General features: G+C 70.3%; 24 protein-coding genes. 18 read left to right on the plus strand and 6 right to left on the minus strand.

From position 1 onward, the window contains the following. The first annotated feature begins 51 nt into the window (after positions 1 to 51). The 4 genes from FCL41_RS17620 to FCL41_RS07435 are packed head-to-tail and all read left to right on the plus strand — an operon-like array spanning position 52 to position 4,246. Positions 52 to 609: a 3,4-dihydroxy-2-butanone-4-phosphate synthase gene (locus tag FCL41_RS17620; RefSeq protein ID WP_217496790.1), complete on the plus strand. Its 558-nt coding sequence runs from the start codon at positions 52 to 54 to the stop codon at positions 607 to 609. After that, positions 575 to 784: a 3,4-dihydroxy-2-butanone-4-phosphate synthase gene (locus tag FCL41_RS17625; protein WP_275403782.1), complete on the plus strand. Its 210-nt coding sequence runs from the start codon at positions 575 to 577 to the stop codon at positions 782 to 784. Before FCL41_RS17620 ends, FCL41_RS17625 begins: the two co-directional genes overlap by 35 nt. Beyond that, complete coding sequence (locus FCL41_RS07430) at positions 781 to 1,992, plus strand: lysophospholipid acyltransferase family protein (protein WP_137065446.1); 1,212 nt, start codon at positions 781 to 783, stop codon at positions 1,990 to 1,992. The genes FCL41_RS17625 and FCL41_RS07430 overlap by 4 nt, the downstream gene beginning before the upstream one ends. Positions 1,993 to 2,011: 19 nt before the next feature. Beyond that, on the plus strand, positions 2,012 to 4,246 hold the full coding sequence (locus tag FCL41_RS07435; protein ID WP_137065447.1) for an MMPL family transporter: 2,235 nt from the start codon (positions 2,012 to 2,014) through the stop codon (positions 4,244 to 4,246). 120 nt (positions 4,247 to 4,366) lie between these two features. On the opposite strand, the gene FCL41_RS07440 is transcribed toward FCL41_RS07435, so the two are convergent. Genes FCL41_RS07440 through FCL41_RS07445 form a run of 3 tightly spaced genes read right to left on the minus strand, consistent with a single transcriptional unit; the run spans position 4,367 to position 6,960 of the window. Beyond that, positions 4,367 to 4,570: a YgaP family membrane protein gene (locus FCL41_RS07440; protein WP_137065448.1), complete on the minus strand. Its 204-nt coding sequence runs from the start codon at positions 4,568 to 4,570 to the stop codon at positions 4,367 to 4,369. A 14-nt stretch (positions 4,571 to 4,584) separates the two neighbouring features. Continuing rightward, a complete protein-coding gene (locus FCL41_RS17010; RefSeq protein WP_170970216.1) occupies positions 4,585 to 4,746 on the minus strand; it encodes a hypothetical protein in 162 nt (53 codons plus the stop codon). Positions 4,747 to 4,803: 57 nt separating this feature from the next. Next, on the minus strand, positions 4,804 to 6,960 hold the full coding sequence (locus FCL41_RS07445) for an MMPL family transporter (RefSeq protein ID WP_137065449.1): 2,157 nt from the start codon (positions 6,958 to 6,960) through the stop codon (positions 4,804 to 4,806). Between the two features lie 294 nt (positions 6,961 to 7,254). On the opposite strand from FCL41_RS07445, the gene FCL41_RS07450 reads away from it, so the two are divergent. The 8 genes from FCL41_RS07450 to FCL41_RS07485 all read left to right on the plus strand — a co-directional run bounded on the left by FCL41_RS07450 (position 7,255) and on the right by FCL41_RS07485 (position 15,295). Then, positions 7,255 to 7,599: a hypothetical protein gene (locus FCL41_RS07450; protein ID WP_137065450.1), complete on the plus strand. Its 345-nt coding sequence runs from the start codon at positions 7,255 to 7,257 to the stop codon at positions 7,597 to 7,599. Positions 7,600 to 7,702: 103 nt separating this feature from the next. Continuing rightward, complete coding sequence (locus FCL41_RS07455; RefSeq protein ID WP_137065451.1) at positions 7,703 to 8,782, plus strand: type III polyketide synthase; 1,080 nt, start codon at positions 7,703 to 7,705, stop codon at positions 8,780 to 8,782. Beyond that, positions 8,779 to 9,330: an isoprenylcysteine carboxyl methyltransferase family protein gene (locus FCL41_RS07460; RefSeq protein ID WP_137065452.1), complete on the plus strand. Its 552-nt coding sequence runs from the start codon at positions 8,779 to 8,781 to the stop codon at positions 9,328 to 9,330. Before FCL41_RS07455 ends, FCL41_RS07460 begins: the two co-directional genes overlap by 4 nt. Continuing rightward, entirely contained in the window at positions 9,323 to 10,372 is a 1,050-nt protein-coding gene (locus FCL41_RS07465) for an NAD(P)/FAD-dependent oxidoreductase (protein ID WP_137065453.1), read from the plus strand. Before FCL41_RS07460 ends, FCL41_RS07465 begins: the two co-directional genes overlap by 8 nt. Next, positions 10,369 to 11,166 (plus strand): UbiA family prenyltransferase, encoded by a 798-nt coding sequence (locus tag FCL41_RS07470; RefSeq protein WP_137065454.1) that lies wholly within the window; start codon positions 10,369 to 10,371, stop codon positions 11,164 to 11,166. Before FCL41_RS07465 ends, FCL41_RS07470 begins: the two co-directional genes overlap by 4 nt. Beyond that, positions 11,163 to 12,356, plus strand: a complete 1,194-nt coding sequence (locus FCL41_RS07475) for an NAD(P)/FAD-dependent oxidoreductase (protein ID WP_239021833.1) — start codon at positions 11,163 to 11,165, stop codon at positions 12,354 to 12,356. Before FCL41_RS07470 ends, FCL41_RS07475 begins: the two co-directional genes overlap by 4 nt. Positions 12,357 to 12,404: 48 nt before the next feature. Beyond that, the gene (locus tag FCL41_RS07480; RefSeq protein WP_137065455.1) at positions 12,405 to 13,481 is read left to right on the plus strand and encodes a PIG-L family deacetylase; all 1,077 of its coding nucleotides are present in this window, start codon (positions 12,405 to 12,407) and stop codon (positions 13,479 to 13,481) included. After that, entirely contained in the window at positions 13,481 to 15,295 is a 1,815-nt protein-coding gene (locus tag FCL41_RS07485) for a sensor histidine kinase (protein WP_137065456.1), read from the plus strand. The genes FCL41_RS07480 and FCL41_RS07485 overlap by 1 nt, the downstream gene beginning before the upstream one ends. Here FCL41_RS07485 and FCL41_RS07490 read toward each other — a convergent pair. From FCL41_RS07490 to FCL41_RS07500, 3 genes are all read right to left on the minus strand, one after another. Next, positions 15,225 to 16,280 (minus strand): hypothetical protein, encoded by a 1,056-nt coding sequence (locus FCL41_RS07490; RefSeq protein WP_212723094.1) that lies wholly within the window; start codon positions 16,278 to 16,280, stop codon positions 15,225 to 15,227. The genes FCL41_RS07485 and FCL41_RS07490 overlap by 71 nt on opposite strands. A 77-nt stretch (positions 16,281 to 16,357) precedes the next feature. Further along, positions 16,358 to 17,632 carry a glycosyltransferase family 2 protein gene (locus FCL41_RS07495; protein ID WP_137065457.1) on the minus strand — a complete coding sequence of 425 codons (1,275 nt, stop codon included), beginning with the start codon at positions 17,630 to 17,632 and terminating at the stop codon, positions 16,358 to 16,360. 2 nt (positions 17,633 to 17,634) lie between these two features. Continuing rightward, complete coding sequence (locus FCL41_RS07500) at positions 17,635 to 18,540, minus strand: ATP-grasp domain-containing protein (RefSeq protein ID WP_137065458.1); 906 nt, start codon at positions 18,538 to 18,540, stop codon at positions 17,635 to 17,637. 128 nt (positions 18,541 to 18,668) lie between these two features. On the opposite strand from FCL41_RS07500, the gene FCL41_RS07505 reads away from it, so the two are divergent. Genes FCL41_RS07505 through FCL41_RS07530 form a run of 6 tightly spaced genes read left to right on the plus strand, consistent with a single transcriptional unit; the run spans position 18,669 to position 26,350 of the window. Then, the gene (locus FCL41_RS07505; protein WP_137065459.1) at positions 18,669 to 18,758 is read left to right on the plus strand and encodes a potassium-transporting ATPase subunit F; all 90 of its coding nucleotides are present in this window, start codon (positions 18,669 to 18,671) and stop codon (positions 18,756 to 18,758) included. After that, complete coding sequence (gene kdpA, locus FCL41_RS07510; protein ID WP_137065460.1) at positions 18,758 to 20,416, plus strand: potassium-transporting ATPase subunit KdpA; 1,659 nt, start codon at positions 18,758 to 18,760, stop codon at positions 20,414 to 20,416. The genes FCL41_RS07505 and kdpA overlap by 1 nt, the downstream gene beginning before the upstream one ends. Beyond that, positions 20,413 to 22,509: a potassium-transporting ATPase subunit KdpB gene (kdpB, locus tag FCL41_RS07515; protein WP_137065461.1), complete on the plus strand. Its 2,097-nt coding sequence runs from the start codon at positions 20,413 to 20,415 to the stop codon at positions 22,507 to 22,509. Before kdpA ends, kdpB begins: the two co-directional genes overlap by 4 nt. A 4-nt stretch (positions 22,510 to 22,513) precedes the next feature. Then, positions 22,514 to 23,098: a potassium-transporting ATPase subunit KdpC gene (gene kdpC / locus FCL41_RS07520; RefSeq protein WP_137065462.1), complete on the plus strand. Its 585-nt coding sequence runs from the start codon at positions 22,514 to 22,516 to the stop codon at positions 23,096 to 23,098. Positions 23,099 to 23,102: 4 nt separating this feature from the next. Further along, on the plus strand, positions 23,103 to 25,652 hold the full coding sequence (locus FCL41_RS07525; RefSeq protein ID WP_137065463.1) for an ATP-binding protein: 2,550 nt from the start codon (positions 23,103 to 23,105) through the stop codon (positions 25,650 to 25,652). Continuing rightward, positions 25,649 to 26,350 (plus strand): response regulator, encoded by a 702-nt coding sequence (locus FCL41_RS07530; RefSeq protein WP_137065464.1) that lies wholly within the window; start codon positions 25,649 to 25,651, stop codon positions 26,348 to 26,350. The genes FCL41_RS07525 and FCL41_RS07530 overlap by 4 nt, the downstream gene beginning before the upstream one ends. The last annotated feature ends 30 nt before the right edge of the window (positions 26,351 to 26,380 follow it).

The raw sequence follows: 26,380 nt of genomic DNA on the forward strand, positions 1-26,380 counted from the left end.
CGAACCCTTGTTAGATGTCATGACACGGGTTCACAGTGGTCAAGCGGTTACATGTCACGACATATCAATTATGGCGGCTCGCGTCAGCTGATCCGCTTCGACATCTTGGGGGATTTCATGACCACTGACCTGAAGACACCCGAGCGGGTTCGCGCCGAGAGCGAGCTCGCCCCGATCGAGGACGTCATCCGGGAGATTGGCGCTGGCCGGATGGTCGTCCTCGTCGACGACGAGGACCGCGAGAACGAGGGGGACCTCGTGATGGCGGCGGAGTGCGTGACTCCCGAAGCCGTGAACTTCATGATCACGCACGGCAAGGGCTTGCTCTGCCTGCCGATGACGGCGGAGAGGGCACGGGAGCTCGACCTCCCGCCGATGGTCACCAAGAACGAGGACGACTTCGGCACGGCTTTCACGGTCAGCATCGATGCCACCTGCGACCACGGGGTCACCACGGGCATCTCGGCACGCGACCGCGCGACCACCATCGTGCTGGCGGCGACCACTGCCACCAGCTCGGACCTGAACCGGCCAGGTCACGTCTTCCCCCCTGATCGCGCACCCTGCCGGCACGCTGGGCCGGACCGGACACACCGAGGCAGCGGTTGACCTCGCTGTCCTCGCCGGTCTCGCTCCCATGGGCGCGATCGTCGAGATCGTGGGTGACGACGGGGAGATGCTGCGTCTTCCGCAGCTCCTCCCGTGGGCTGCCCGACACGGCTTCCTGGTCTCGACGATTGAGCGGCTCCGTGCGCACCGGCTCAACATGGCGGTCTCGGCATGAGCGCGCAGCACGCGACGGTGCGGTCCCTGAGCCGGCCGATGATCCACCGGGCCGTCCTGAACCATCTCGACTTCGTCACGGGGCTGGAGAACCTGCCCAGCTCAGGTCCCGTGGTCATCGTCGCCAACCACGCCAGCTACGCGGACCACTTCGTCACGCTCACTCTGGTGAACGCCCTGCGGCAGGGCCGTATCTGGTACCCCACGAAGGCCGAGTCCTTCGAGGGGGCCGTGAGTCGTCTGTGGCACAACTCCTGGCACTGCTACCCGGTCAACCGGGAGGCGCCGAGCGAGGAGATCTTCGCCAGGGCGAAGGAGATCCTGGACCGTGATGAGGTCCTCGGGCTGTACCCGGAAGGGACGCGAGGGCCGGGGGACGAGCTCCTTCCCTTCAAGACAGGCCCCTTCCGAATGGCCCTCGCCTCGGGTGCGCCCGTCATCCCCATCGGGCTCCACAACCTGGCGAACGTCCTCCCCAAGGGCAGCAGGCGCCTCACGGACGAGATGGGCGCAGTAGCCATCGGGCCGGCGCTGCAGGTGCCTCCGGGCCTGGATGGTTGGGAGGCCGTGCAGCACATGCGCGACGTGGCGAGGGAGGCGGTCGGGCGGCTGGTCATGAAGGCCTCGGCGCCCGACGAGGAAGCCCGCGAGCACAGCGCCCGCACCATCGTCGGGCTCATCGAGCGCTCCATCGCCGCCAACCTGACCGACCAGGGCACTCTGGACGTGCAGACCACGAGGGCCATGCGTCTCCTCTCCGGCCTCGGACTGCGCACCCTGCCCGACGACGCGGAGCTCCGCGTGCAAGCCGTGCGCGTGGAGGGGCTGGCAGCACTGAACCGAGGCAGGGCGCTGAGGCCCCTCAGGATCGCGAAGGTCAACCGCAAGGCGACCCGACTCGCCGACGCCCATCCCGACAATCCGTTGGCGGCCTACGTCGCCGGTCGCACGAATGCCGCGCTGCCGGCTGCGCTCGGCGGATCGACGGTGCGCGCGCGGGCTCTCTACCGGCGTTCTGCCCAGCTCGACGGGGCGTACGCGTCGAAGGCGCACGTGGGGCTTGCCGAGACACACATGAGGGACGGTCGGAGTGAGCAGGCGCTCGCCGCACTGGATCTCGCCGCAGCCAGCGTGCATGCCGATGACCCCAGGGCCCCCCTTCGCCTGGCGAAGATCGAACGCCTGCGCGACCTCAACTCGACCCGCTGACCAGAAGGGCTCACACACGATGATCACCCGCCTGTCGGTCGAACGGCCGAGAACCACCATCGCCGTGTGGCTGCTCCTTGCCGCCGTGGCTGCCCTCCTTGCGCTGCAGCTCGGCCCTCACCTCAAGGCCGGCGGTTTCAAGGACCCGGAGGGCAACGCGTTCCGCGGGCAGGCGGTCGCCCAGGAGGCGTTCGGCGACGCGGCGAACAGCCTCCAGGTGGTGCTCGCCTCACCCGAGCCCATCACCGACGAGACCCTCGACCGGGTGGCGGAGGCTGCGGCGACAGGGGCCGGGGTCTCGGGCACCAGTGACTACCGGGACAACCCCAGCCTCATCTCTTCCGGTCGTCGTACAGCCGTGGTCAACGTCGACTACGACACCACTGACACGGCCACACAGAACGAGGTGGCGAAGCTGCGTGCCACCGTCCGTGAGGCTGTTGAGGAGACCCAGGTCCGCTCCTCCGTGACCGGAGCCCCTGCGCTCGACTACGACCTGAACGCACAGTCCAAGGCCGATGCGCTCGCCGCCGAGATGATCGCCTTCCCGCTGCTCATCCTTGTCCTGCTGTTCGTGTATCGAGCGGTGGTTCCCACACTGATCACCCTCGCGATGGCAGGAATTTCGATCGTCGGAGCGCACGGCGTGGGATACCTGTTCGCACGCGAGGTCGACATGTCCAACCTCTTCACCACCGGCGTCTCACTGATCGGCCTTGCAGTCTCCATCGACTACTCCCTCTTCGTGGTGAAGCGCTACGAGGAGTACCTGGGCGCCGGCATCGACCCCAAGGCAGCGATCCTCAACGCCGTCGCGACGGCCGGCCACGCTGTGAGGTTCGGCGGCCTGGCCGTGATCGCGGCGCTGGCGGCGCTGTACATCCCCGGCAACATGGTCTTCTCCAGCATTGCCACGGCAGGCATCGTGGTGACGGCGATCGCGATCGCCATCACCACGACCATGCTTCCGGCGGTGCTGTCGGTGCTCGGCCGCCGGGCCTTCAAGGGCAGGCTTCCCGGGTATGGCAAGGCGTCTGTCCCGCGGGCGCGCACTCGCCTGGCCCACGCGCGCCCGGGTCTCACGGCAGGCGTGCTCGCCGGAGCACTGGTACTGGCAGCAGTGCCGATGGTGCTCATCAAGCTCCAGGTGCCCGTGGCCAGCGCGGAGATCCTGCCGGCCACCGCGGACTCCCGGAAAGGCCTCGAGATGATGGGCCGGGACCTCGATCCTGCCTCGATGTTCCCGATCCAGGTGGTTCTGCAAGGAGAGCCGGGGGGCACCCCTGAGGCGTTGCTCAGCGCCGGACGAGAGATCGAGACCTCGGCCCAGCGTTCTCCGCTGGTGCAGTCGGTCCTGGGCCTGGCCTCGGCCAGCGTGCCGCAGGGCCGCGCGGCCGATGCGCTCGGCGCAGGGAGTGAGGTGGCTGTACGCGGGACAACCCTGGCTGTGGAGCGTGGAGGTGCGCACTTCGTGAGGATGATGGTCATCTCCAGGACGCCGCCGGACACCGAGCAGTCGCACGCCCTGGTGGAGGATCTCCGTGAAGCGGCTGCCGCGTCGGGATTCACCTCGTACGTCACCGGGGCCACCTCGCAGGGTGACGACTTCGACGCCCTGGTGGAGTCGTCGATCCCGGTCATCCTGGTGGCGGTCCTTCTCCTGAGCCTGGTGCTGCTCGGGTTCGCGTTCAGGTCCGCACTCCTGCCGGTCGTGGCGCTGGGGCTCAACGCCCTGGTTGTCCTCGCCGCACTCGGTCTCCTGACCCTGGTGTGGCAGGAAGTGGTCGGTGAACCCATCAACAGCGTGACGCCCATCCTGATGTTCGCGATCATCTTCGGGCTCAGCATGGATTACATGGTGCTCATGGCTTCCCGGATGAAGGAGGAGTACGTCCTGGGCGCCAGCCATCCTCTGGCGATCGCTCGGGGTTCCGAGCGCACGTCACGGCTGGTGAGCGCGGCGGCTCTCATCATGATCGCGGTGTTCATGTCGTTCATGGTGGCCGAGGTCAGCATCGTCAGGCAGTTGGGGCTGGGGCTCGCCATGGCCGTCGTGCTCGACGCCGGCGTCGTGAGGCCATTCCTGATGCCGTCGACCCTGTTCCTCCTCGGTCCTGCCGTGTGGGGCGCGCGGCGGACGTCGGGCAGGCACGCACCGAAGAACGAGCCGGGCGAGGTCCCCGACGCCAGTGGGAGCACGAAGGCCCAGCAGGGGGTCGGCCATCCCGAGGTGGCATCCGTGGGTGGTGACTAGCAGGCGGTTCCCTGCGGAGCTCGCGCATTCACCCCGGCGAGTTGTCGTCCACATCGTCTGGAGCAGGAAAAGGGCGCCAGCGTCCACCTCGGCATGAGGTGGACGCTGGCACCCGTGCTGTCACTTGAAGGCGCAGCCCTCAGCGACGCCGGCCCGCCGCAGCAGGACAGCTGCCGGACAGAACCCGGTGATGCTGGACTGCGTCAGGTTGAGGCCCACGAAGGTGGTGAGCAGCAGCCACCACGTCGAGATGGTCACGGCCAGCAGGACGCTGACCAGCACGATCGTCCCGGCGAGCAGGAGGACGGCGCGGTCGATGTTCACAGTGCTCTCCCTGCTCAACGGCCGAGCAGCCGCGACAGGAAGGAGCGACGCTCGCCGCGGGGGTGCCCGCCGCACCACTGGGCGGCGGGGACTGCGGCCTTGACCTGGGCGACGTGCTGGCCGCAGCCAGCCCAGGTGGTCTTCTTGCAGGTGCGGCAGGTGGTGGGGCGACACATGGTGCTTCTCCGATTCGTGGGGGAGGGGATCTGGAAGGTGGACGGGAGAGGTGCTGCTCAGTCGTGGGCGAAGGTGATGTTCGGCAGCACCTTCTTGAGCCACGCCGGGGTGTACCAGGCGGCGTCGCCGGTGAGGCGCAGCATCACCGGCAGCAGGACCAGGCGGACCAGGAACGCGTCGAGGAGCACGGCGACGCCGAGGACGACACCCATCTCCTTGGGCGGGATCGGGCCCGAGAGCGCGAAGGTGAAGAACACCGCCACCATCACCGCGCCAGCAGCGAAGATGACCCGGCCGGAGTGGGCCAACGAGCCGACCATGGCCTCCTTGGCGTCGCCGGAGCGCTCGTAGTGCTCCTTCGCGGAAGCGAGGAGGAAGACCGTGTAATCCATCGCGATCGCGAAGATCATCGCGAAGAAGAACACCGGTGCCCAGGCGTCGAGGAAGCCCTGCGACTCGAAGCCGAGGAAGTCGGCGCCGAACCCCTCCTGGAAGATCAGGCGGGCCACGCCGAAGGCGGCAGCCGTCGACAACAGGCTGGCCAGGGTGCCCAGCAAGGAGATCAGTGGCGCCTGGAGAGGCACCAGCAGCAGGAGGAAACCGAGCGCCAGGACCACACCGATCACCAGGGGCGTCGACTCGTCGAGCTGGCTCTTGAGGTCGAGGTTCTCCACCGGAGCGCCACCCACCAGCGCCGAGGAGGGCAGGTCGGCACGGAGCTGGTCGACGATCGCGTCCAGCTCCGGGTCCGAGGGGTCGACGGTGGGCACGGCCTGGATCAGGGCGAGTCCCGAGTCGTCGGCCGCGGGCATGGCGGGCATGACGTTGGCGATGCCCGGCTGCCCGGCCAGGACCCGGGCAGCGACGGGGGCCTCGTCAGTGTCGACGACGATCTGCAGGGTGCCGGGGGCACCCTCGCCGAAGGCGTCCTGGACCAGGTCGTAACCGACCCGTGCCGAGGCGTCCTCGGGCAGGACCTTGATCGACGGCATGGCGGTCTTGAGGCCCAGGATCGGGGCCGCGAGAGCCAGCAGGATGATCAGCGAGGCGAGTCCCCAGACCGCGGGACGCTTCCACAGACGCTCACCCCAGGCGGCGAACCTCGGCGAGCGGTGCTCCGCCGTGCGCGCCCACGGGAGGGCGAGCTTGTTGATCCGGTCGTCGAGCTTGAAGAGCACCAACGGCAGCAGGGTCAGGGTGGCGGCGAGCACGAAGACGACCGCGATCATGATGCCGCCGGCCATGGACCGGAAGGAGGGGGACGGGACCAGCATGACGGCCGACAGCGAGATGAGAACCGTCATCCCCGAGAGCAGGACCGCCTTTCCAGCGGTGTCCATGGTCTGGGCCACGGCCCACTGTCGATCGTCGCGCTGGAGTGCTGGGTCGGCGGACCGGCGCGCAGCCCGGGCAGCGCGGTAGCGCACGACGAGGAAGAGTGCGTAGTCGATGCCCAGCGCGAGCGCGAACATCATCGCGAAGTTCATTGCCCAGATCGAGACCGGGATGAGTTCGTTGATCAGCACCAAGGAGCCTGCAGAGGCAACCAGGCCGGCCAGGGTCAGGATCAGCGGCAGTCCGGCGGCGACCAGCGCGCCGAACGCGAGCACCAGGATCGCCAGGGTCACCGGCCATGACATGAACTCAGACTTCAGCATCGCCTCGAGGTTGGCCTCGTTGAAGTCGCTCCACAGCAGGGAGGACCCGGTCGGGTTCACCTGGACGTCGTCCGTGGAGAGCGCCTCGAGGTCAGCCTTGATGTCCGTGGCGACCTTCACCATCTCGTTGGTGTCGACGCCCGCGCCGGCGAGCACGATCGCGGTCGAGCCGTCTGCAGAGAGCGTGGCGCCCGGCAACGGGGCGACCACGTCGGCGATGCGCGGCTCGGCCTCGAGCTTCGACGTGACGGCGGCGAGGACCTGGCGGCCCTGACCCTCGGTCACGGGACCGTCCGTGGAGTGCACGACGACCTGGATGGCGGAGGACGCGTTGCCCCCGAAGTGCTCACGCGCGAGCTCTCGGGCTGCCACGGACTCCGATCCGTCGGCCTGCCAGCCGGCGCCGGACAGGTTCTTCTCCACCTGCGGGGCGAAGATGCCGAGGCCGATCACGGCGACCAACCAGGAGATGGTCACGAGCTTGGCGTGGTCGGTGACCCAGATGCCGAGGCGACCCAGCGGGCCGGGCCAGCGGCCGGGAGGGGTGGTGTTCATGGGGGTGTGGCTTCCGTTCTGTGAACAGCGGGCGACTGTGAGTTCCGTGGGGGATCCCGTCCCCGAGGAGGGCGCTCGTATCCCCCCGGGGGGATATCTCTTCGAAAGTAGCATAACCCCCCGGGGGGATCAGATTCGGCCATGTGTCCGGGCTGGATGGACACGGCCCGACGGGGTACCGACATGGCGACCGGACGCCGACGGAGGGGAGACGGGGATGAGGGGTCCAGGGGAGGGCGGCGCCCAGCGAGTACGCCGCGGAGACCGTGACGCGAACACGTACGGGCGCGGACGATGACGCGCCTCGCTGCCTCCTCGGTGGCCCGCGCCCACGGCGCCTTCAACGTCGTGAGTGGGGTGTGGCCGCTGCTGGGCATCCGTAGCTTCGAGGCTGTGTACGGCCCCAAGACGGATCGCTGGTTGGTGTACACCGTCGCTGGACTCCTGACGACGGTCGGCGTCGCCCAGATCGAGGGGCGTGGCGGTGAGCAGGCCCACCTGCTCGGCGTGGGAACGGCGACGACGCTGCTGGCGATCGACCTCGTGTACGTGCCCCGCGGCCGGATCCGTTGGACCTACCTGCTGGACGCCGCGTGCGAGGTCGGCTGGCTCGCGGCCTGGGTGAGCGCCAGCGAGTGAGCTGAGCCCGGGAGGCCGCGACAGCTCTTGGCGACTGGCGCTCACGCGGGTGAGGTCGCTGCGGGGCCGTCTGCACGAGCACGAAAGGGGTACATCGGACGCCATGGAGATCCTCTCAGTCGTCGGCGCCCTTCCTCCGCACCGTCACCAGCAGGGCGACATCACCGATGCGCTCGTCGACGTGGTGACGGGCGGGTCTCTGGACGAGCGGAAGATGCGCGCCCTGCACGCCAACGCGGGGGTGGAGGAGAGGCACCTGGTCCTGCCGCTTGAGGACTACGCGGGGCTGGCCTCGTTCGACCAGGCCAACGACCTCTTCCTCGAGCACGCGGTGACGCTCGGCGCCCGCGCGCTCGAGGACGCACTCAAGGCGGCCGACCTGGTGCCGAGCGACGTCGACATGATCGTCTCGGCCACCGTCACAGGGCTCGCAGTTCCTTCCTTGGAGGCCAGGATCGCCGCGGTGGTCGGACTGCGGCCCGACGTGAAGCGGGTGCCTCTGGTCGGCCTTGGGTGCGTCGCCGGCGCCGCGGGAACAGCCCGCCTCCACGACTACCTGGTCGGCCACCCCGACGACGTCGCCGTCCTGGTCGCCGTCGAGCTCTGTTCCCTCACGGTGCAGCGTGACGACGTCTCGACCGCCAACCTCGTCGCCAGCGGCCTCTTCGGTGACGGTGCCGCTGCGCTGGTGGGCGCTGGGGCCTCGCGCGCCGGCACCCCTCGCGCGGGCGCCCTCCGCGTCCTCGACAGCCGGAGTCGTCTCTACCCCGGGTCCGAGCGGACGATGGGTTTCGACGTGGGGAGCACCGGCCTGCGGATCGTCCTGGACGCCCAGGTGCCCGCCATCGTGGGGCAGTACATCCGCGACGACGTGGACACGTTCCTGGCCGGCCACGGACTCACCCGTGCGGACATCAGCTTCTGGATCTGCCACCCGGGTGGACCCAAGGTGATCGACGCTCTGCGTCAGGCCCTCGACCTGACCGAGCACGAGGTCGCGCTGACCCGGGACTCGCTGCGCCGGATCGGCAACCTCTCGTCGGCCTCCGTGCTGCACGTCTTCGCCGACACCCTGAGGGAGCGCCCCCCGGGGCCCGGCTCCTTCGGCATGCTGATGGCCATGGGCCCGGGCTTCTGCTCCGAGCTGGTGCTGCTCCGTGCGCCCGAAGGCGCCCGACCATGACGACGCTGACCGCGTTCGTGGTCGTCGTGGCGCTGGTCGGAGTGGAGCGGATCGCCGAGATGGTGGTCTCCACCCGCAACGCCGCGTGGAGCTTCTCGCGCGGCGGCGTCGAGAGCGGTCGGGGCCACTATCCGGTGATGGTGGTCCTGCACACCGGGTTCCTCGTGGCGATGCTGGTCGAGGCCTTCGTGGTCCGCCCGCACGTGCCCGCTGCCCTGGCCTGGTCGATGCTGGCACTCGTGGTCGCCGCCCAGGCGCTGCGCTGGTGGTGCATCGCCACCTTGGGCCGGCGCTGGAACACCCGCGTGATCGTGGTGCCCGGCCTGGCGCCGGTGCGCTCAGGGCCCTACCGCTGGTTCTCGCACCCCAACTACGTGGCGGTCGTGGTCGAAGGGCTGGCCCTGCCGCTGGTCCACGGTGCGTGGATCACCGCCCTCGTCTTCACCCTCGCCAACGCGGCCCTGCTCACGGTGCGGATCCGGGCGGAGGAGCAGGCACTGGCCACGTTGCCGACTCCGGGCGCCGAGGGGGACCGGGTCGATGCGTGACCTGATCGTCGCCGGCGGGGGGCCGGTCGGTCTGTTCACCGCCCTGTACGCCGCTCGCTCCGGACTCGACGTGGTCGTGCACGAGCCCCGAACCGGGGTGGTGGACAAGGCCTGCGGGGAGGGACTGATGCCCGGAGCAGTGGCGCGCCTGGGGGACCTGGGCGTGCAGGTGCCCGGAGTGCCGCTGGCGGGGATCCGTTACCTCGACGGGAGCGGACACGTCGCCGAGGCGCCCTTCCGGCACGGCCCAGGGCTTGGCGCTCGGCGTACGCGGCTCCACGCTGCCCTGCTGGAACGGGTCGCGGAGGCCGGGGTGGAGGTGCAGCCGACACGCGTCCGTCAGCTGGTCGACCGTGACGACCACCTGCTCGTGGACGGGACCCCGACCCGCTTCCTCGTGGCTGCCGACGGGTTGCACTCGCCGGTGCGCCGCATGGTGGGCCTCGACGCAGCGGCCCGTCGCCGCCCCGGGCCGCGCCGCGCCGCACGGCGACGCCACGGGCTGCGGCGTCACTTCCTGGTCGCTCCGTGGACGGCGTTCGTCGAGGTGCACTGGTCGCGTCGGGCAGAGGCTTACGTGACCCCGGTGGGTCCCGACGAGGTCGGCGTGGCCGTGCTGAGTGCCGAGCGGGCGCACTTCGACGAGCATCTTGCCCAGTTTCCCGCGCTTCTCACCCGACTGGAGGGCAGCCCCCGCAGCGTCGTACGCGGCGCCGGGCCGCTGCGTCAGGACGTCGTGGGGCGTGTGCGGGGCCGGGTGCTGCTGGTGGGCGACGCCGCCGGCTACGTCGATGCCCTCACCGGGGAGGGCATCGCCCTCGGCGCGGGCCAGGCCGAGGCGGCGGTCCGCGCCATCGTGGCGGGTGACCCCGAGGCGTACGAGGGCAGCGCCCGTCGTCTGGGGCGTCGGCACGACCTGCTCACCCGGGGGCTGCTCCTGGGGACCCGCAGCGACGTGGCACGCCGGATGGTGGTCCCCGCGGCCCAGAGGCTGCCGGGCGTCTTCAGCGCCGCGGTGGACCAGCTCGCGAGGCCGGTGTGAGCGCCCTCGCGCTCGTCCGGGCCTCGCACCCCGGCCCGGTGGTGGCGGTGACCGCCCTCGCGCTCGCGCTCGCGGTGTCCGAAGGCCTCGGCCCCGTCCGGGTCGTGCTCGTGGGCGCAGCTGTGTTCTTCGGGCAGCTCACGGTGGGCTGGTCCAACGACCTCGTCGACCGGGCCCGTGACTCCGTCGTCGGTCGGACCGACAAGCCGCTGGCCACCGGCGAGCTGGACGTGCGCCTGACCCGTCTCGCCTGCGGGGCGGCCGTGGTGGCGACGGTGGTGCTCTCCCTGGCCTGCGGGTGGATGGCCGGACTCGTGCACCTCGGCTGCGTCGCCGTCGCGTGGGCCTACAACCTCGGCCTGAAGTCGACCGTGCTGTCGTGGCTGCCCTACGCCGCGGCGTTCGGCGGCCTCACGGTCTTCGTCGCCCTGGCTGGTCAGCCCCCCGCCCTCCCTGCCGCCTGGGTGCCGCTCGCGGCGGCGATGCTCGGTGTTGGTGCCCACCTGGTGAACGCCCTGCCGGACCTGGCCGACGACGCCGCCACCGGGGTGCGGGGACTGCCCCACCGGCTCGGCGCAGGAGGAGCCACCGTCGCCGCCGCCGTGGTGCTGGTCGCTGGATCCGTGGTCGCGGCCACCGGGACCTCCTCAGCACCGCGGACGCTCGTGCTGGCGGGACTCGTCGTCGTGGTGGCCCTGGGGGTGGTGGCGGTGCTGGCGCGGGGTCGGACCCCGTTCCGGGCCGCGGTGGCGATCGCCCTGGTGGATGCGGTGCTCGTGGTGGCGGCGCGGTGAGCGGCGTGCAGGGCAGGGCGGACTGGGACCTCGTCGTCGTCGGCGCCGGGCCGGCCGGCGCGACGGCGGCCCTTGCTGCACTGCAGCACTCGCCGCACCTGCGGGTGGCACTCCTGGACAGGGAGGCATTTCCCCGTGACAAGTGCTGCGGCGACGGGATAGCGCCCCACGTGCTCGACGTCCTCGCTCCGTTGGGGGCGGCAGACGTGGTGACTGGCTGGCACCCCGTGGAACGTCTCGACCTGGCCCACGGGCAGGAGGTGGTGCAGGGACGCATGCGCCGGCCGGTCCACGTGGTCCCCCGTACGGTCTTCGACGCGCGCCTCGTGGAACGGGCGACGGCGGCCGGCGCCACCCTGTTGCGGCACCGGGTGCGCGCGGTGGCGTCGACGCCGGCCGCGACGGTGCTGGACGGGCTGCTCAGCGCCACGGTCGTCATCGGCGCCGATGGAGCGCACTCGGTGGTGCGTCAGGCGTTGGTGCGCGCGGGTGGCCGAGTCTCCCCGAAGGGCGCGCGACCCCGGGCGGTGGCACTTCGCGGCTACGCGCCGGTCTCCGGGCGATTGGCGGGACGACAGCTGATCCGGTTCGGCGACCGGGTCCAGCCCGCGTACGCGTGGTCGTTCGACCGCGGTGACGGGCTCGCGAACGTCGGCTACGGCGAGCTCGCCACCGACGGTGCGCCGCTCACCCGGCAGCTGATGCTCGGCGAGCTCGAACGACTGGTGCCGGGCGTGGTCGAGACCGGCACGGACTGGCGCGCGCACCACCTCCCCCTCTCGTCCTGGCGGTCGGGCCGTGAACAACCCGACGGTCCCGTGCTGCTCACCGGGGACGCGGCAGGTCTGGTCAATCCGATGACCGGTGAGGGCATCTACTACGCCGTGGCCACGGGTGCGCTCGCCGGCCGGGTGGCCGCGCAGGCACTGGCCCGCGAGGAGCCGGCCGAGGCCGGTTCGCAGCTCCGCTTCGCGGTCGGACGCCTGTTGGGGCGGCACCTGCGACACACCTGGGCTGCCGGCCGCCTCGCGCGGATGGCGCCCGTCATCGACGCCGGGATCCGTTCTGCGACCCACGACCCACGGGTCTTCGACCAGCTGGTCGAGCTCGGCCTGGGGGACGGGCGGATCACGCGCCGTCTTGCAGGCGGGTTGGCCCGCGAGCTGGGAGGCGCTCGAGGGCGTAGGTGAAGAGGTGGCCCTGCGCGTAGTGTGTGAAATCACCCTCGGGAGGTGTAGATGGAAGACGACCGCTTCCGTGCGCTGGTGCTCGAGGACGACGCCGACGCCGCTCGCTTCATGCGCATCACGCTGGAGAGGTACGGCGGCATGGAGGTGGACGTCGCCAGCACGTCGGCCGAGGCGCTGGAGGCGTTGCGGGCGAAGACGTACGACGTGTTGGTCAGCGACATCGCGCTCCCTGACCGTTCCGGGCTGGAGACGTTGCCGGAGGTGCACGCCCTCGATCCTGACCTGACCGTCATGATCGTCACGGCCTACCCGACCTACAGCCACGCAGTCCAGGCGTTGCGCGAGGCAGCTGACGAGTTCTTGGCGAAGCCGGTGGCAGCCGAAGAGGTGGTCGAGCGCGCCACGGAGCTCGCCCGGGTCACCCGCTCGCGCCGCGAGGCGCACCACCAACGGGTGCTGGCCGTGGGGGCCCATCCCGACGACGTCGAGATCGGCGTGGGTGCCACGCTCGCCGCCCATGCGGCGGCGGGTGACAAGATCACGATTCTCACCATGTCGCAGGGGGCGGTCGGCGGTGACACGGCCGCCCGGCACGCAGAGGCTACGGCGGCTGCCGCGGTGGTGGGCGCGGAGCTGGTGCACCTCGACTTCCCCGACACCCGGATGGACGTCGCTCCCGGCCTGATCACGGCGATCGAGGAGGTGGTGGCCCGGGTCGAGCCTGATCGGGTCTACATGCACGGGATCCACGACCGGCACCAGGACCACCGTGCCGTCCACTCGGCGGTCGAAGTCGCGGCCCGGGGAGTGCCCAGTGTGTGGTGCTTCCAGAGTCCGTCCTCGACGGTCAGCTTCATGCCCAACAGGTTCGTGGACGTCGACGGCTTCGTGGAGACCAAGCTGCGCATGCTGGCGGCGTACGCCTCCCAGTCCCACCGCGAGTACATGCAGCCCGACGTCGTGCGCGCCGCGGCTCGGTACTGGAGCCGCTTCAGCCCAGCCGAGGAGGTCGAGCCGTTGGAGACGCTGCGGGCCACCGAGCTGATGGTGGACACGTCCGCGGTGAGGCTGGGCCTCGCGGTGGAGGGTCAGGAGGCGCACGGCCGGGCCGGGGCGCTGGCGTGATGGCCGACCCCCTCGTGGGTTGGCCACAGAGTCGTTCCGACTCCCTCGTGCTGCACAGTCGCCTCGGACGCGCCTGGTACAAGGACACGGCAGAAGGGCTTCGACAGGTGCCGGCCACGGTCACGTTGTGCGTCAGTGCGCTCATCGTCCTGGCCGTGGTGGACGTCCGGAGACCGGCGCTGCTGTGGCTCTCCCTGGCTCTGGTGGCTCTGGTGCAGGTGGCCGCGAGCCTCACGCCCTGGGAGAGGTGTCCACGATGGGTGCGCTGTCTCCCACCGCTGTTCCAGATGATCGCGGTCGGGATGATGGATGTCGGTGCGGGACTGCAGATGTGGACGCTGGACATTCTGCTCCTCCTTCCCCTGCTGGGCCTGTCGTTGCAGACGGGCGCTGCAGCTCTGGCCAGCGGACTGGTGGTCTCCTGTGCGGTCATGGTGGCTCCGGTGTTGGCGGGCGTGGACCGCATCTATCCCACCGTGCACCTCGTCGTCACGATGGCAGTGCTCGGGGCGGTGGGCGTCCGCGCCCAGGCCACCGTGTCCCTCATCCGCTTCCAGTGGCGGAGACTGGCGCTGGCCCAGGACGAGGTGGCGCGCCGGGCCCGGCAGCTCGCGGCCTCCCGGGACACCCTGCGCAGCGTCATGCGGGCAGCCACGGAGCAGGCGATCATCGGGACCGACGAGCGAGGGGCAATCCTCTCGGTCAGCTCCGGGGCGCAGCGCATGTTCGCGCGCTCGGAGCAGGAGCTGCTGGCCATGCACGTCACCGACGTCATCCCCGTCGTCTCCGAGGGTGGCGACCGGGACCTTGACTCCCGTCGCGACCCCGGCCGGGGCGAAGCACCGGGTGAGGAGCAGCTCTCCAGGCTCGTCGGCAAGGCCAGCACCGGCGGTGCGCACATGGCCGAGCTGGAGGACCACGACGTCGACGGTGCCGTGCGCCACCTCGAGTACGTGGTGACGGCGCGACCACGGCTGGAGGGGGCTGACCCGGACCTGTCGCCCGGCTACCTGTTCGTCGTGACCGACGTGAGCAGTCGCTGGGAGGACGAGCGCCGACAGGACGAGTTCATCAGCCTCGTGAGCCACGAACTGCGGACACCGCTGGTCTCCATCCTCGGCTACGTCGAGCTGCTGCGCCTCAGCGGAGCCAACCTCGACGAGGAGCAGCAGGAATACATTGACGTGCTCGAGCGCAACACCCAGCGCCTGCGAGGACTCGTGGACGACCTGCTCGCCAGCGCACAGCTCGTCTTCGGTGCACCGCTGTCGGGCTCCAACGCCGACGTCGTGAAGGCGGTGGAGGCCGCCGTGAAGGCACAGCTTCCCGCGGCGCGCGCGGCCGACGTGGAGATCGAGGTCGGCGGCGACCCGGTGGTGCAGCTCGTCACGGACCCGACCAGGGTCGAGCAGGTGGTCGACAACCTGGTGAGCAACGCCGTGAAGTACAGCGTGGACGGCGGCCGGGTCACGGTCTCCGTGCACTCGGCTACCACGGAGGAAGGTCACGGGGCGGCCCGGATCACCGTGACGGACCACGGGACCGGCATCTCGCAGGAAGAGCTCACGAAGATCACGGAGCGCTTCTACCGGACGCACGACTCCCGGCGGCGACGGGTGCGAGGCATCGGGCTCGGGCTGTCGCTGGTGCAGGCGGTGGTCGCGGAGCACGGCGGCACCCTTGACATCCGCAGCGAGGTCGGGGTCGGTACGCAGGTGGAGGTGGTGCTCCCTGACCTTCCGCTCACTGCTTCGGCCCCCACAGACGTTCCAGGACCTCCCAGTGCTCCTGAGTCATCAGGGAGAGCGGGGTGACGTTCACGTAGCTCACTCCGTTGGTCTGGGCCTCGCGGACGGCACGCTCAAACCGATCTGGTGCGATCGGTGTGCTCTGCTCGGTCTCCGGTCGATCTGCCCAGAGGCCGACGGAGAGGGCGAAGCGCTCCATGTCCAGCCCAGCGTCGGCCAGTCCTGCAGTCAGGCGTTCCAGCTCTTCGGGCCTTCGGTCGCGGTAGAGGTACGCCCACAGGAGGAGTCGGTCGACGCTGCCGAGCAGCGTCCGGTAGCCGTGTCCGCTGCCCGGTCGTCCCATGGCCGGATCCTCCCAGTTGACGCGGACCTCCATCGTGAGGTCGATCGTCCGACCGTCCTCGACCTCGTCCAGGGCACGCCGCATGCGGTCGAGCAGGTCGGCCACCACCCGTGAACGCCACGAGGTCACCACCTCGGCGTCCCCGTCGGGTCGTCCGTCGGCCGCGAGGGGCCAGCCGGACTCTCCGGTCATGCGTCGGAACAGCTCCAGGTCGTCCTCGCCGAACGAGGCGTTGAGGAACAGCTCCGTGACCGAGATGCTGGCGGGCTGGTAGCGCTCTCCGAGCGTGGCGACGAACTCGACCAGCCGCCGCCCCACGGCGCCGTCGGTCAGCTGGCTGGCGGAGGCCTGGTAGCGGGACCGGGTCCCGTCGGCGAGGACCCCGGCGATCGAGGGGTCCCCCTTGATCCATTCTGGAACATAGGCGTCCGCGATCAGCCCGAAGTGACGGACCGACCCGTCCGAGGTCTTCTGGAGGACCCGCGCCGCCCGGGCGATGTGGTCCCTGCCGGGCTCGGCGGCGTCCTCGGGGTGGGCAGGCCAGTCGAAGGCGGTGAACTCCACCCGCCCGGCGGAGAGCTCGACGCCGTTGGCGCCCGCCGCGTCGAGGCGCTCGTCGACCTCGGCCCAGTCGGTCTCCGGGTCGACGACCGTGCCGAAGTCCACGCTGACGGTGTGGAGCACCGCAGGCTGGTCGTCAGGACGCATGGTGGGAGGCACGTCCTTCCATGGCTGGACGCTCAGGAACGCCGTCGCCACGCTGGCGACGAGGAAGAGGGGGATGATCAGGAGCCACGGTCGTCGTCCTCGAGGAGGCCCTTGACCGAGACTGTTCCACTGCGTTCCAGCTTGTTCCATCGGTTCTCCGCATTCCCGAGTTCGAGCCTCACCGCTTCGATCATCACGAACGTCATGGCCGTCGAGTAGATCGGCCAGAGGACGACGGTCCACAGGTAGCGCAGATCCCCCGGCGTGCGGTCCAACGCCACTGCCAGCAGGAGGAGCAGGACGGACGTGATGAGGCCCAGCCCCAGCAGCCATCCCAGCCACGTGTCAGGGAGGACACCGGGGCCACGTACGGCCACCAGCGCCGCGAGCGTGAGGAAGGCAGCCGCCTGGAGGAAGGGAGCGACCACCTGGGTGACGGTGTTGAAGGCGAGGTACAACCCGAAGGTGCCGTAGCGCGGACGCCCCACCATGTCCCAGTGGAGTCCTGTGGCCTGCAACAGTCCGCGGGCCCACCGCACGCGCTGACGCCACAGGCCGGACACGGTCGAGGGTGACTCGGCGTAGACCAGGGCAGTGGGGGCGAAGGCCACCTGGAAGCCGGCGCGGTGCACGCGCCAGGTGAGCTCGAGGTCCTCACCGAGAGTGTCGGTACGCAGCGGGCCGGTCTCCTCCAGCACCTCACGGCGGAAGGCGCCGAGGTTGCCGGAGACGACGGGCAGGCAGCCGAGGGCGTCCAGGGCCCGGCGCATGAGGCCCGTCCCCACGTGGCTGATCAGGGCGAGCAGCCGGGTCAGGGTCCGGTCCAGGTTGACGGGCCGGTCGTTGCCGCACACCGCGCCGATGCTGGAGTCGCGGAACCCCTGCAGCAGACGAGTCAACGTGTCGTGGCGGAAGAGGCCGTCGGCGTCGACCAGGACCAGAACCTCGCCGCGCGCCTGGGCGATGCCGGTGTTGAGGGCGGCTCCCTTGCCCGCGTTCTCCTGGCGGTACGCGCGCACCCGTGGGTCCGCATCGGCGACCCGTCGCATCCGCTCGAAGGTGTCGTCCGCCGAACCGTCGTCGACACAGACCACCTCGAAGTGGGGGTGGTCGCTGCGCAGGATCGAGGCGAGGCAGTTGTCGATCACCGGGCCCTCCTGGTAGGCGGGCACGACCACGCTCAGGAAGGGTGGCTCGGGGAAGAGGGGCCCGCATCCGGCAGGGCCGTCGTCCTCGTGTCGTCGCTGCGCCTCGAAGGAGAGGGCGAAGGGGATGAACGCGAAGCGCATCGCGCCGCTGACCACCAGCGGGAACACGAGCAGGAGGAGCAGCACCCCCAGGACGGACGCCATGGTCAGCGGGGCCAGTCGGCCAGCACGTGGTCGAGAAGCTCAGGCGCGTGAGCCGAGACGGCCCCGAACCTGCTGTTCACCTCCAGGACGACCGGTGTGCCGTCAGACAGCCGGCGTACGTCCATGTCGACCGGACCCACCAGGTCGAGGGACTGCACGACACTCTCGGCCAGGGCCGCGACGTCGGGCGCGTCCCGATCGCCCAGGCGCCTGACGGTGGTGGCGTTGCCGACCCGCCCCTCCTTGCGGCCGGTCTTCTCCAGGACCACGACGGTGGTCCGGCCCGAACCGGGGGAGCGGTAGAGCTGCGGGCTGTACTCCGTCCTCGGCGCGAACGCCTGCACGATCCAGGAACCGTCGAGTCGCTCCCACACCTCGTCGTGCGGGTCCTCCACGACATGGACGCCGCGGCCGCCGCGTGCCACGCGAGGCTTGACCACCACCGGTCCGCCGGCCCACGACAGCGCTTCAGGTGCCGAGGTGAACTCGTCAGCACCGGCGTGCTTCGGCACTGGAATGCCCTCGCGCGCCAGGGCCCACATGGTCAGCAGCTTGTCGGCGGCGATCGCCGCCGGCCCCGGTGCGGACAGCACCACCTGGTTGCCCAGTCCTGCGCTGGCGGTCAGGACCGCCATGCGCGGCAGCTCGTCGGCGACCGTGGGCACCACCAGGTCGGGCGCGTGCCGCGCGATGAGTGCGAGCATGGCCCGGTCGTACGCCGGGTCTGCCGCGGCAGGCACGGCCTCGACGCTCTCGTAGCCCGTCACCTCGCGGGGTGTCATGTCGACCCCGAGCACTCGCAGGCGTCGTGAATCCGCGACCTGCGTCAGCTGCGCACCCAAGGTCCGCCCAGCGGGACCGCCCGCGCCGGTGACCACGATCGTCGAACGCTGCGCGGCGTCACCCATCTTCGGAGTGTAGACCGTGGGTCACCGCCGGGGGAGCCTCCGCGACGGCCCTGCCAAGAGCGCGTCAAACGGCGTCAAGACGGCGTCAAGACGGCCCGGGTCGCCGCGAAGAGGCGTTGGCTGGGGCCATGTCCTTCATGAGTGGCCTTCTGATTGCCGCCGTCGTCGCCGTAGCGGTCTACCTGCTGGCGGCCCTGATCCTTCCGGAGCGTTTCTAGTGTCCGACACCACCGCCGGCCTGCTGACAGTGGCAGTGCTGGTTCTGTTCCTCGCCTTCGTCCACCGACCCCTCGGTGACCACATGGCGCGGGTCTACGACTCCCGACACCATCGACGCGTCGAGCGTCTCGTCTACCGCCTCGCCGGCGTCGATCCGGACGCGGAGCAGAGTGCGCGGGCCTACGTCCTGAGCGTCGTGGGCTTCAGCCTCGTCGGGGTCGTCCTGATGGCCGCCATCCTGATGGGACAGGCAGCCCTGCCCTTCGACCGTGGCATGGCGGGCATGGGCCCAGCGATGGCCGTCAACACCGCGATCTCCTTCGTGACGAACACGAACTGGCAGTCCTACGCCGGTGAGTCCACGCTCGGATTCACCAGTCAGATGGCCGCCCTGGCGGTGCAGAACTTCCTCTCCGCGGCCGTCGGCATGGCGGTGGCCGTGGCGCTCGTGCGTGGGTTCGTCCGCACCCGCACCGGGACCCTCGGCAACTTCTGGGTCGACCTCGTGCGCGGCACCTGGCGCATCCTGCTGCCGATCGCTTTCGTCGGTGCCGTCGTGCTGATGGTCGCAGGGGTGGTGCAGACCTTCTCCGACTCCACGATGACCACGCTGGAGGGGACGCAGCAGGTGCTCACTGGTGGACCCGTGGCCAGTCAGGAGTCCATCAAGCTGCTGGGGACCAACGGCGGAGGGTTCTTCAACGCCAACTCGGCCCACCCGTTCGAGAACCCGAGCCAGTTCGCCAACCTCTTCGAGATCTTCCTCATCCTGCTCATCCCGGTGAGCTTCACCCGGACCTTCGGCACCATGGTGGGCCAGCGCAGCCAGGGGTGGGCGCTCCTCGCGGCGATGGTCGTGCTCTTCGCATTCGCACTCGCTGGCACGGTCGCCTCCGAGGTCGGGGCCCGCTCATCGACTGCCGCTGCGGCAGGAGCGGCCATGGAGGGCAAGGAGACCCGGTTCGGGGAGTGGGGTTCGGCCCTCTTCGCGGTGGCCACCACCGGCACCTCGACCGGTGCCGTCAACGCTGCTCACGACTCGTTCACGCCGGCGGGCGGCGGCACCGTGCTGCTCACCATGATGTTCGGGGAGGTGACGCCCGGGGGTGTCGGGTCCGGCATCTACGGGATCGTGGTGATGGCGATCCTGGCCGTCTTCGTCTGCGGCCTCATGGTGGGGCGTACACCTGAGCTGCTCGGCAAGAAGATCGGCGCGCGTCAGATGACCTACGTCGCGCTCTACACGCTCACGACCCCGGCGCTGGTCCTGGTCGGGACGGCGACGGCGATCGGCCGGGACTCCACGCTCGACGCCCTGGGCAACTCCGAGGCACACGGCTTCAGCGAGGTGCTGTACGCCTACACCTCCGCCGCCAACAACAACGGCAGCGCTTTCGGTGGCCTCACCGTGACCAGCGACTTCTTCCAGCTGACGCTGGCCCTGGCCATGCTCCTGGGCCGGCTGGTCCCCATCGTCCTGGTGCTGCTGCTCGCCGGTTCGCTGGCCGAGCAGGGCCGCGTACCGGTCACCGCAGGCACGCTCCCCACCCACCGACCCCTCTTCGTGGGGATGCTGGTCGGCGTCATCCTCGTGATGACCGCCCTGACCTACTTCCCCGCGCTCTCTCTCGGCCCGATCGCGGAGGCACTCGCATGAGCACCACAGTCACCAGGGCCACCGCCGACGACACGGTTGTCGGCTCACACTCGGTCCACACCCGGGGACCCGCCGCCGGGACCTCGCTGCGGCTGCTCGCAGCCCAAGGGATCGCCCAGCTTCCGGAGGCGTTCCGCAAGCTCGACCCACGCCACCTGTGGCACTCCCCGGTGATGTTCGTGGTCTGGTTGGGTGCGGTGGCCACCTCGGTCTCGGCGCTCGTCTCGCCCAGCTTCTTCGCCGTGTCTTTGGCCTTCTGGCTGTGGCTCACGGTGCTCTTCGGCAACCTCGCCGAGGCGGTGGCGGAGGGACGGGGCAAGGCACAGGCCGCCTCGTTGCGCGAGACGCGTACGCACACCCTCGCGCGACGCCTGGACCCTTCCGGCATCGAGTCCCTCGTGGCAGGGGCCGATCTCGCGGTGGGCGACCTCGTGGTCGTGGAGGCCGGCGAGACCATCCCCGGGGACGGCGACGTCGTCGAGGGAGTTGCCTCGGTGGACGAGTCGGCGATCACCGGCGAGTCAGCGCCTGTCATCCGCGAGGCCGGAGGGGATCGCAGTGCCGTGACCGGCGGTACGACCGTGCTCTCCGACCGCATCGTCGTGCGCGTCACCACCGCGGTGGGGGAGTCGTTCCTGGACCGGATGATCGCGCTGGTCGAAGGGACGACGCGGCGACGCACGCCCAACGAGATCGCGCTCTCGATCCTGCTCGCCAGCCTGACGCTCGTCTTCCTCTGCGCGGTGGCGACCTTGGTGCCGATGGCCAGCTACGCCGGCGCGCCCCAGGAGTTCGTCGTGCTGGTGGCGCTGCTGGTGTGCCTGGTCCCGACCACGATCGGTGCGCTGCTGTCGGCGATCGGGATCGCGGGGATGGACCGCCTGCTGCGGGTCAACGTCCTGGCGATGTCCGGTCGGGCCGTCGAGGCAGCGGGAGACGTCAGCACGCTCTTGTTGGACAAGACCGGGACGATCACCCACGGCAACCGTCGGGCCGTCCGACTCCTTCCGGCTCCCGGGGTGTCGGGCGAAGCGATGCGCGACGCTGCTCACCTCGCCAGCCTCGCCGACCAGACTCCTGAAGGACGCTCGATCGTCGAGCTCTGCGGGCAGCTCGGCAGCGACGAGACCGCAGTGCCCGACGGCACGGTCCTGGTGGAGTTCAGCGCCCACACCCGCATGTCGGGCGTCGACCTGCCCGACGGTCGCCAGGTCCGCAAGGGGGCGGGTTCGGCGGTGGCAGCCTGGGTGGAGGCGCCCGCGGACCCTGAGGTGACCGACGCCGTGGAGGAGGTGTCGCGCCACGGTGGGACCCCGCTCGTGATCGCCGAGCGCACCGCGTCCGGAGGACGCCGGGTGCTGGGCGTGGTCCACCTCAAGGACGTCGTCAAGGAGGGGTTGCAGGAGCGGTTCGCCGCGCTGCGGTCCATGGGCATCCGCACCGTGATGGTGACCGGCGACAACGCGCTGACGGCCGCGGCGATCGCCGAGGAGGCGGGCGTCGACGACTTCCTGGCCGAGGCCACGCCGGAGGACAAGCTGGCCTTCATCCGCAAGGAGCAGGAGGGCGGGCGTCTGGTCGCCATGACCGGTGACGGCACCAACGACGCCCCGGCGCTGGCAGCCGCCGACGTCGGGGTGGCCATGAACACGGGCACCTCGGCCGCCAAGGAAGCGGGCAACATGGTCGACCTCGACTCCGATCCCACGAAGCTGATCGACATCGTCGAGATCGGCAAGCAGCTCCTGGTGACCCGGGGCGCCCTCACCACCTTTTCGCTCGCCAACGACGTGGCGAAGTACTTCGCCATCATCCCCGCCATGTTCACCGTGGCCTACCCGTCCCTCGAGCGCCTGAACGTGATGGGTCTGTCGTCGCCGCAGTCAGCGATCACCTCGGCGGTGATCTTCAACGCCCTCGTCATCGTGGGGCTGATCCCGCTCTCGCTGCGAGGGGTCCGCTTCCGCGCCGCCAGCGCCTCGGCGGTGCTGCGCCGCAACGTCCTCGTCTTCGGGCTGGGCGGACTCGTCGTCCCCTTCGTCGGCATCAAACTCATCGACCTGGTCGTCTCTACTCTCCCCGGAATGGGCTGATCCCGTGCTGCACCTTCTGCATGACCTCACCCGCCAGTCGCTGGCCTCCCTGCGCGTCCTGCTCGTCCTCACGGTCGTGCTCGGCATCGCCTACCCCGTCGCCGTGTGGCTGGTCGGACTCCCGATGGGGGAACGGGCGCACGGCCAACCGATCCGCGTCGACGGACAGGTCGTCGGTTCCCGGCTCCTGGGTCAGCAGTTCACCGGTGAGCAGTGGTTCCACCCACGGCCCTCCGCCAACGACCACGACACCCTGGCCTCGGCGCCGAGCAACCTCGGCCCACTCAGCGACGAGCTCCTCGCCCTGGTGGCGGAGCGGCGCGCGGCCGTCTCGGCCTCCGAGGGGGTCGACCCGGACGACGTGCCTCCCGACGCCCTCACAGCGTCCGGCTCGGGGCTGGACCCTCACATCTCCCCGGAGTACGCCGCTCTCCAAGCGGATCGGGTGGCCGCGGCCAACGGCCTGGACGCCGCCGAGGTGGAGGAGTTGGTCGCCGAGCACACGACCGGTCGCTTCCTGGGTTTCGTCGGCGAGCCGGTCGTCAACGTGCTGGAGCTCAACGTGGCCGTGCGTCAGGCGGCACACTGACCCCATGAAGGCCAAGGAACGGGGCCGGCTGCGCGTCTACCTCGGTGCCGCACCCGGCGTCGGCAAGACGTTCGCCATGCTGGACGAGGGCAACCGCCGTGGTGCGCGTGGCACCGACGTCGTGGTGGGCTACGTGGAAACTCACCAGCGGCCCCACACAGCGGCCGCCATCGGCGACCTCGAGGTGGTCCCGCGCCGCACCGTGGACCACCGCGGGACGGTGCAGGAGGAGTTCGACCTCGACGCGGTGCTGGCTCGTCGCCCCGCGGTGGTGCTGGTGGACGAGTTGGCGCACACCAACGTCGTCGGCAGTCGGCACGCGAAGCGGTGGCAGGACGTGGAGGCTCTGCGCGACGCCGGCATCGAGGTGGTCACGACCGTCAACATCCAGCACCTCGAGTCGCTCAACGACGTCACCGAAGCCATCACCGGTGTCCGCCAGCGCGAGACCGTGCCCGACGACGTGGTCCGTTCAGCCGACCAGATCGAGCTGGTGGACATGAGTCCGCAGTCGCTGCGCCGCCGGATGGCCCACGGCAACGTCTACGCGCCGGCCAAGGTGGACGCGGCGTTGGCCCACTACTTCCGCGAGGGCAACCTCACCGCGCTGCGCGAGCTGGCCCTGCTGTGGCTCGCTGATCGGGTCGACGAGGGGCTGGAGCGCTATCGCGAGCAGCACGAGATCACCGGCACCTGGGCGACGCGCGAGCGCATCGTGGTGGCGGTGTCGGGCGGTCCCGAGTCGGTAACGCTGATGCGCCGTGCGTCCCGGATCGCCTCGCGTCGATCGGGGGGAGAGTGGCAGGCCCTCTTCGTCTCTCGCCACGACGGTCTGAGGGGTGTCTCTCCCGAGGAGCTGGCCCTGATGCGGGAGAAGGCAGAGGAGCTCGGCGGCACCTTCCACACCGTCGTCGGCGACGACGCGGCGGAGGCGATCCTCGCCTTCGCGCGGGCCGAGAACGCCAATCAGGTCATCATCGGAGCAAGCCGACGCAGCAGGACCTCCTCGTTGCTGCGCCCGGGAATCGGTGAGCGCGTGGTCTCCGCCGCGGGCGAGATCGACGTGCACATCGTCACCCACGCCTTGGCGGCCCAGCCGAAGCGAGCCGGCGACGCAGATCCCGTGCTCGGCGCGGGGCGACGCCTCGGCGGGTTCGTCCTGGCCCTGGTCGCCCCCGCGCTCGTGACCGGTGGTCTCCACCTGACGGGCGGGCAGGCCGGCCTCGAGGTGGAGTCGATGGCCCTGATGGCGGTGGTGGTCGGCACGGCGCTCGTCGGCGGGCTGCTCCCCGCCGTGGCCGCAGCGCTGTGGAGCGGACTGCTCCTCAACTTCTTCTTCACCCCGCCGCTGTACAACCTGTCGATCAACGCGCCGGGCAACGCCGTGGCGGTGGTGCTCTTCGTCCTGGTGGGGATCGCCGTGGCAAGTGTCGTCGACCACTCCGCCAGGCTCGCCTCGACGGCGCGCAGGGCGCGGGGCGAGGCCGACGCCCTGACCGTGCTGTCGCACAGCCTGCTCAACTCCAGCGACGACCTCACCGGGTTGCTCACCTCCGCCTGCCAGGTGTTCAGCGCCAGTGGAGGCGTCATCCTGCGCCGGACGGCCCATGAGGGCCCGGGGAGCACGGTGGTGGCGCAGGTCGGCGACGCGCCCAGCGACTTCTGTGGTGGCGACATCCGCAACGGTGACAGCTCCATCGCCATCGACGACGAGACGACGCTGGTGCTGCGTGGCGGGGTCCAGACCGCCTCCGAGCGTCGGCTGCTGAATGCGTACGCCGCGTACGCCAAGGTCATCGGCGAGCGCCAGCTAGCTGCCCGTGCGGAGGTCGACCGACTGCGGCTCACGGAGGTGGACCGGACCCGCACCGCGTTGCTCGCGGCGGTCTCCCACGACCTCCGCTCGCCCCTAGCCGCGGTCAAGGCGTCGGTGGCGACCCTGCGCAACGACGAGCTCGACCTGTCGTCAACCGACCGGGCGGACCTGCTCGAGAACATCGAGTCCTCCACCGACCGCCTCACCGCGCTGGTGGCCAACCTGCTCGACATGAGTCGCATCCACACCGGGGCCGTCTCGGTACGCCCGGAGGTGGTCAGTCTCGACCACTCGGTACGCTCCGCGCTGGCCCCGCTGCCGGGCCAGGAACGCATTCGGGTGACGATCGACCCTGAACTGGTCGCTCTCGCCGATCCAGGACTGTTGGAGCGGGTGATCGCCAACATCGCCGAGAACTCGCTCAAGTACACGCCGGAAGGGGCCGCGATCAGTGTGGACGGGACCGCGATCGACGACAGGAGCGGTCTTTCCCGCGCGGTCATCCGCGTCTCCGACAGGGGGCCGGGGGTGGGGGAGCAGGACCACCAGAAGATCTTCGCGCCCTTCCAACGGCTGGGTGACGTGCCGGCCGAGGACGGGGTGGGGCTGGGGCTCGCCGTGGCTCGCGGCCTGACCGAGGCCATGGGCGGGACGATCACCTCCGAGGACACGCCGGCGGGCGGCCTGACGTTCGTCCTTGAACTCCCGCGACCCGGTCCCGAGGAGGAGGTGGCATGACCTTCGTGCTCGCCGTCGACGACGACGCCGCCATCCTGCGTACGCTCACCATCAACCTCCGGGCTCGTGGCTACGACGTGGAGACCGCTCGCGACGGCAGATCAGCACTCCTCGTCGTGGGCGAACGCATGCCCGACGTCGTCCTGCTCGACCTCGGCCTGCCCGACCTCGACGGCATCCAGGTGCTCACGCGGCTGCGATCCTTCGGCAAGGTGCCCGTCATCGTGGTCTCGGCCAGGACCGAGCCTGACGACAAGGTGGAGGCCCTCGACCTCGGGGCGGACGACTTCGTCACCAAGCCGTTCTCCATCGATGAGCTGCTCGCCCGGATCCGCGTCATCACTCGCCGAGCCGAGACCAGGGATGACCAGTCGTTCGTCGTGCGCGTGGAGGACCTCACCCTCGACGTCACCGAGGCCCGTGCCGCCCGGGGCGCCGAGGAGATCCACCTCACACCCACCGAGTGGAGGATCGTCGAGACGCTGGCGCGACGGCCCGGGCGCCTGGTGCGCCAGAGCGAGCTCCTGCACGCGGTCTGGGGTCCCGGGTACTCGCGCCAGACCAACTACCTGCGGGTGCACCTGGCAAGCATCCGGCGCAAGATCGAGACCGACCCCGGGGCCCCGCGCATCTTCGTGACCGAGCCCGGGATCGGATATCGCTTCGCCCCGTGGAGCGAGCCCTCGTCGCAGGGGTAGGAACGCAGACCTTGGCCAGTCAGACGTCGC

This window comes from Nocardioides jishulii, from assembly GCF_006007965.1.
GTDB classification, from domain to species: Bacteria; Actinomycetota; Actinomycetes; order Propionibacteriales; family Nocardioidaceae; genus Nocardioides; species Nocardioides jishulii.

Bases quoted from the DNA above. Each gene is read 5' to 3' on its own strand.
- FCL41_RS17620 (WP_217496790.1), top strand. From the start codon at position 52: ATGTCACGACATATCAATTATGGCGGCTCGCGTCAGCTGATCCGCTTC.
- FCL41_RS07430 (WP_137065446.1), top strand. From the start codon at position 781: ATGAGCGCGCAGCACGCGACGGTGCGGTCCCTGAGCCGGCCGATGATC.
- FCL41_RS07435 (WP_137065447.1), top strand. From the start codon at position 2,012: ATGATCACCCGCCTGTCGGTCGAACGGCCGAGAACCACCATCGCCGTG.
- FCL41_RS17010 (WP_170970216.1), bottom strand. From the start codon at position 4,746: ATGTGTCGCCCCACCACCTGCCGCACCTGCAAGAAGACCACCTGGGCT.
- FCL41_RS07445 (WP_137065449.1), bottom strand. From the start codon at position 6,960: ATGAACACCACCCCTCCCGGCCGCTGGCCCGGCCCGCTGGGTCGCCTC.
- FCL41_RS07450 (WP_137065450.1), top strand. From the start codon at position 7,255: ATGACGCGCCTCGCTGCCTCCTCGGTGGCCCGCGCCCACGGCGCCTTC.
- FCL41_RS07455 (WP_137065451.1), top strand. From the start codon at position 7,703: ATGGAGATCCTCTCAGTCGTCGGCGCCCTTCCTCCGCACCGTCACCAG.
- FCL41_RS07460 (WP_137065452.1), top strand. From the start codon at position 8,779: ATGACGACGCTGACCGCGTTCGTGGTCGTCGTGGCGCTGGTCGGAGTG.
- FCL41_RS07465 (WP_137065453.1), top strand. From the start codon at position 9,323: ATGCGTGACCTGATCGTCGCCGGCGGGGGGCCGGTCGGTCTGTTCACC.
- FCL41_RS07480 (WP_137065455.1), top strand. From the start codon at position 12,405: ATGGAAGACGACCGCTTCCGTGCGCTGGTGCTCGAGGACGACGCCGAC.
- FCL41_RS07485 (WP_137065456.1), top strand. From the start codon at position 13,481: ATGGCCGACCCCCTCGTGGGTTGGCCACAGAGTCGTTCCGACTCCCTC.
- FCL41_RS07490 (WP_212723094.1), bottom strand. From the start codon at position 16,280: ATGCGTCCTGACGACCAGCCTGCGGTGCTCCACACCGTCAGCGTGGAC.
- FCL41_RS07495 (WP_137065457.1), bottom strand. From the start codon at position 17,632: ATGGCGTCCGTCCTGGGGGTGCTGCTCCTCCTGCTCGTGTTCCCGCTG.
- FCL41_RS07500 (WP_137065458.1), bottom strand. From the start codon at position 18,540: ATGGGTGACGCCGCGCAGCGTTCGACGATCGTGGTCACCGGCGCGGGC.
- FCL41_RS07505 (WP_137065459.1), top strand. From the start codon at position 18,669: ATGTCCTTCATGAGTGGCCTTCTGATTGCCGCCGTCGTCGCCGTAGCG.
- kdpB (WP_137065461.1), top strand. From the start codon at position 20,413: ATGAGCACCACAGTCACCAGGGCCACCGCCGACGACACGGTTGTCGGC.
- FCL41_RS07525 (WP_137065463.1), top strand. From the start codon at position 23,103: ATGAAGGCCAAGGAACGGGGCCGGCTGCGCGTCTACCTCGGTGCCGCA.
- FCL41_RS07530 (WP_137065464.1), top strand. From the start codon at position 25,649: ATGACCTTCGTGCTCGCCGTCGACGACGACGCCGCCATCCTGCGTACG.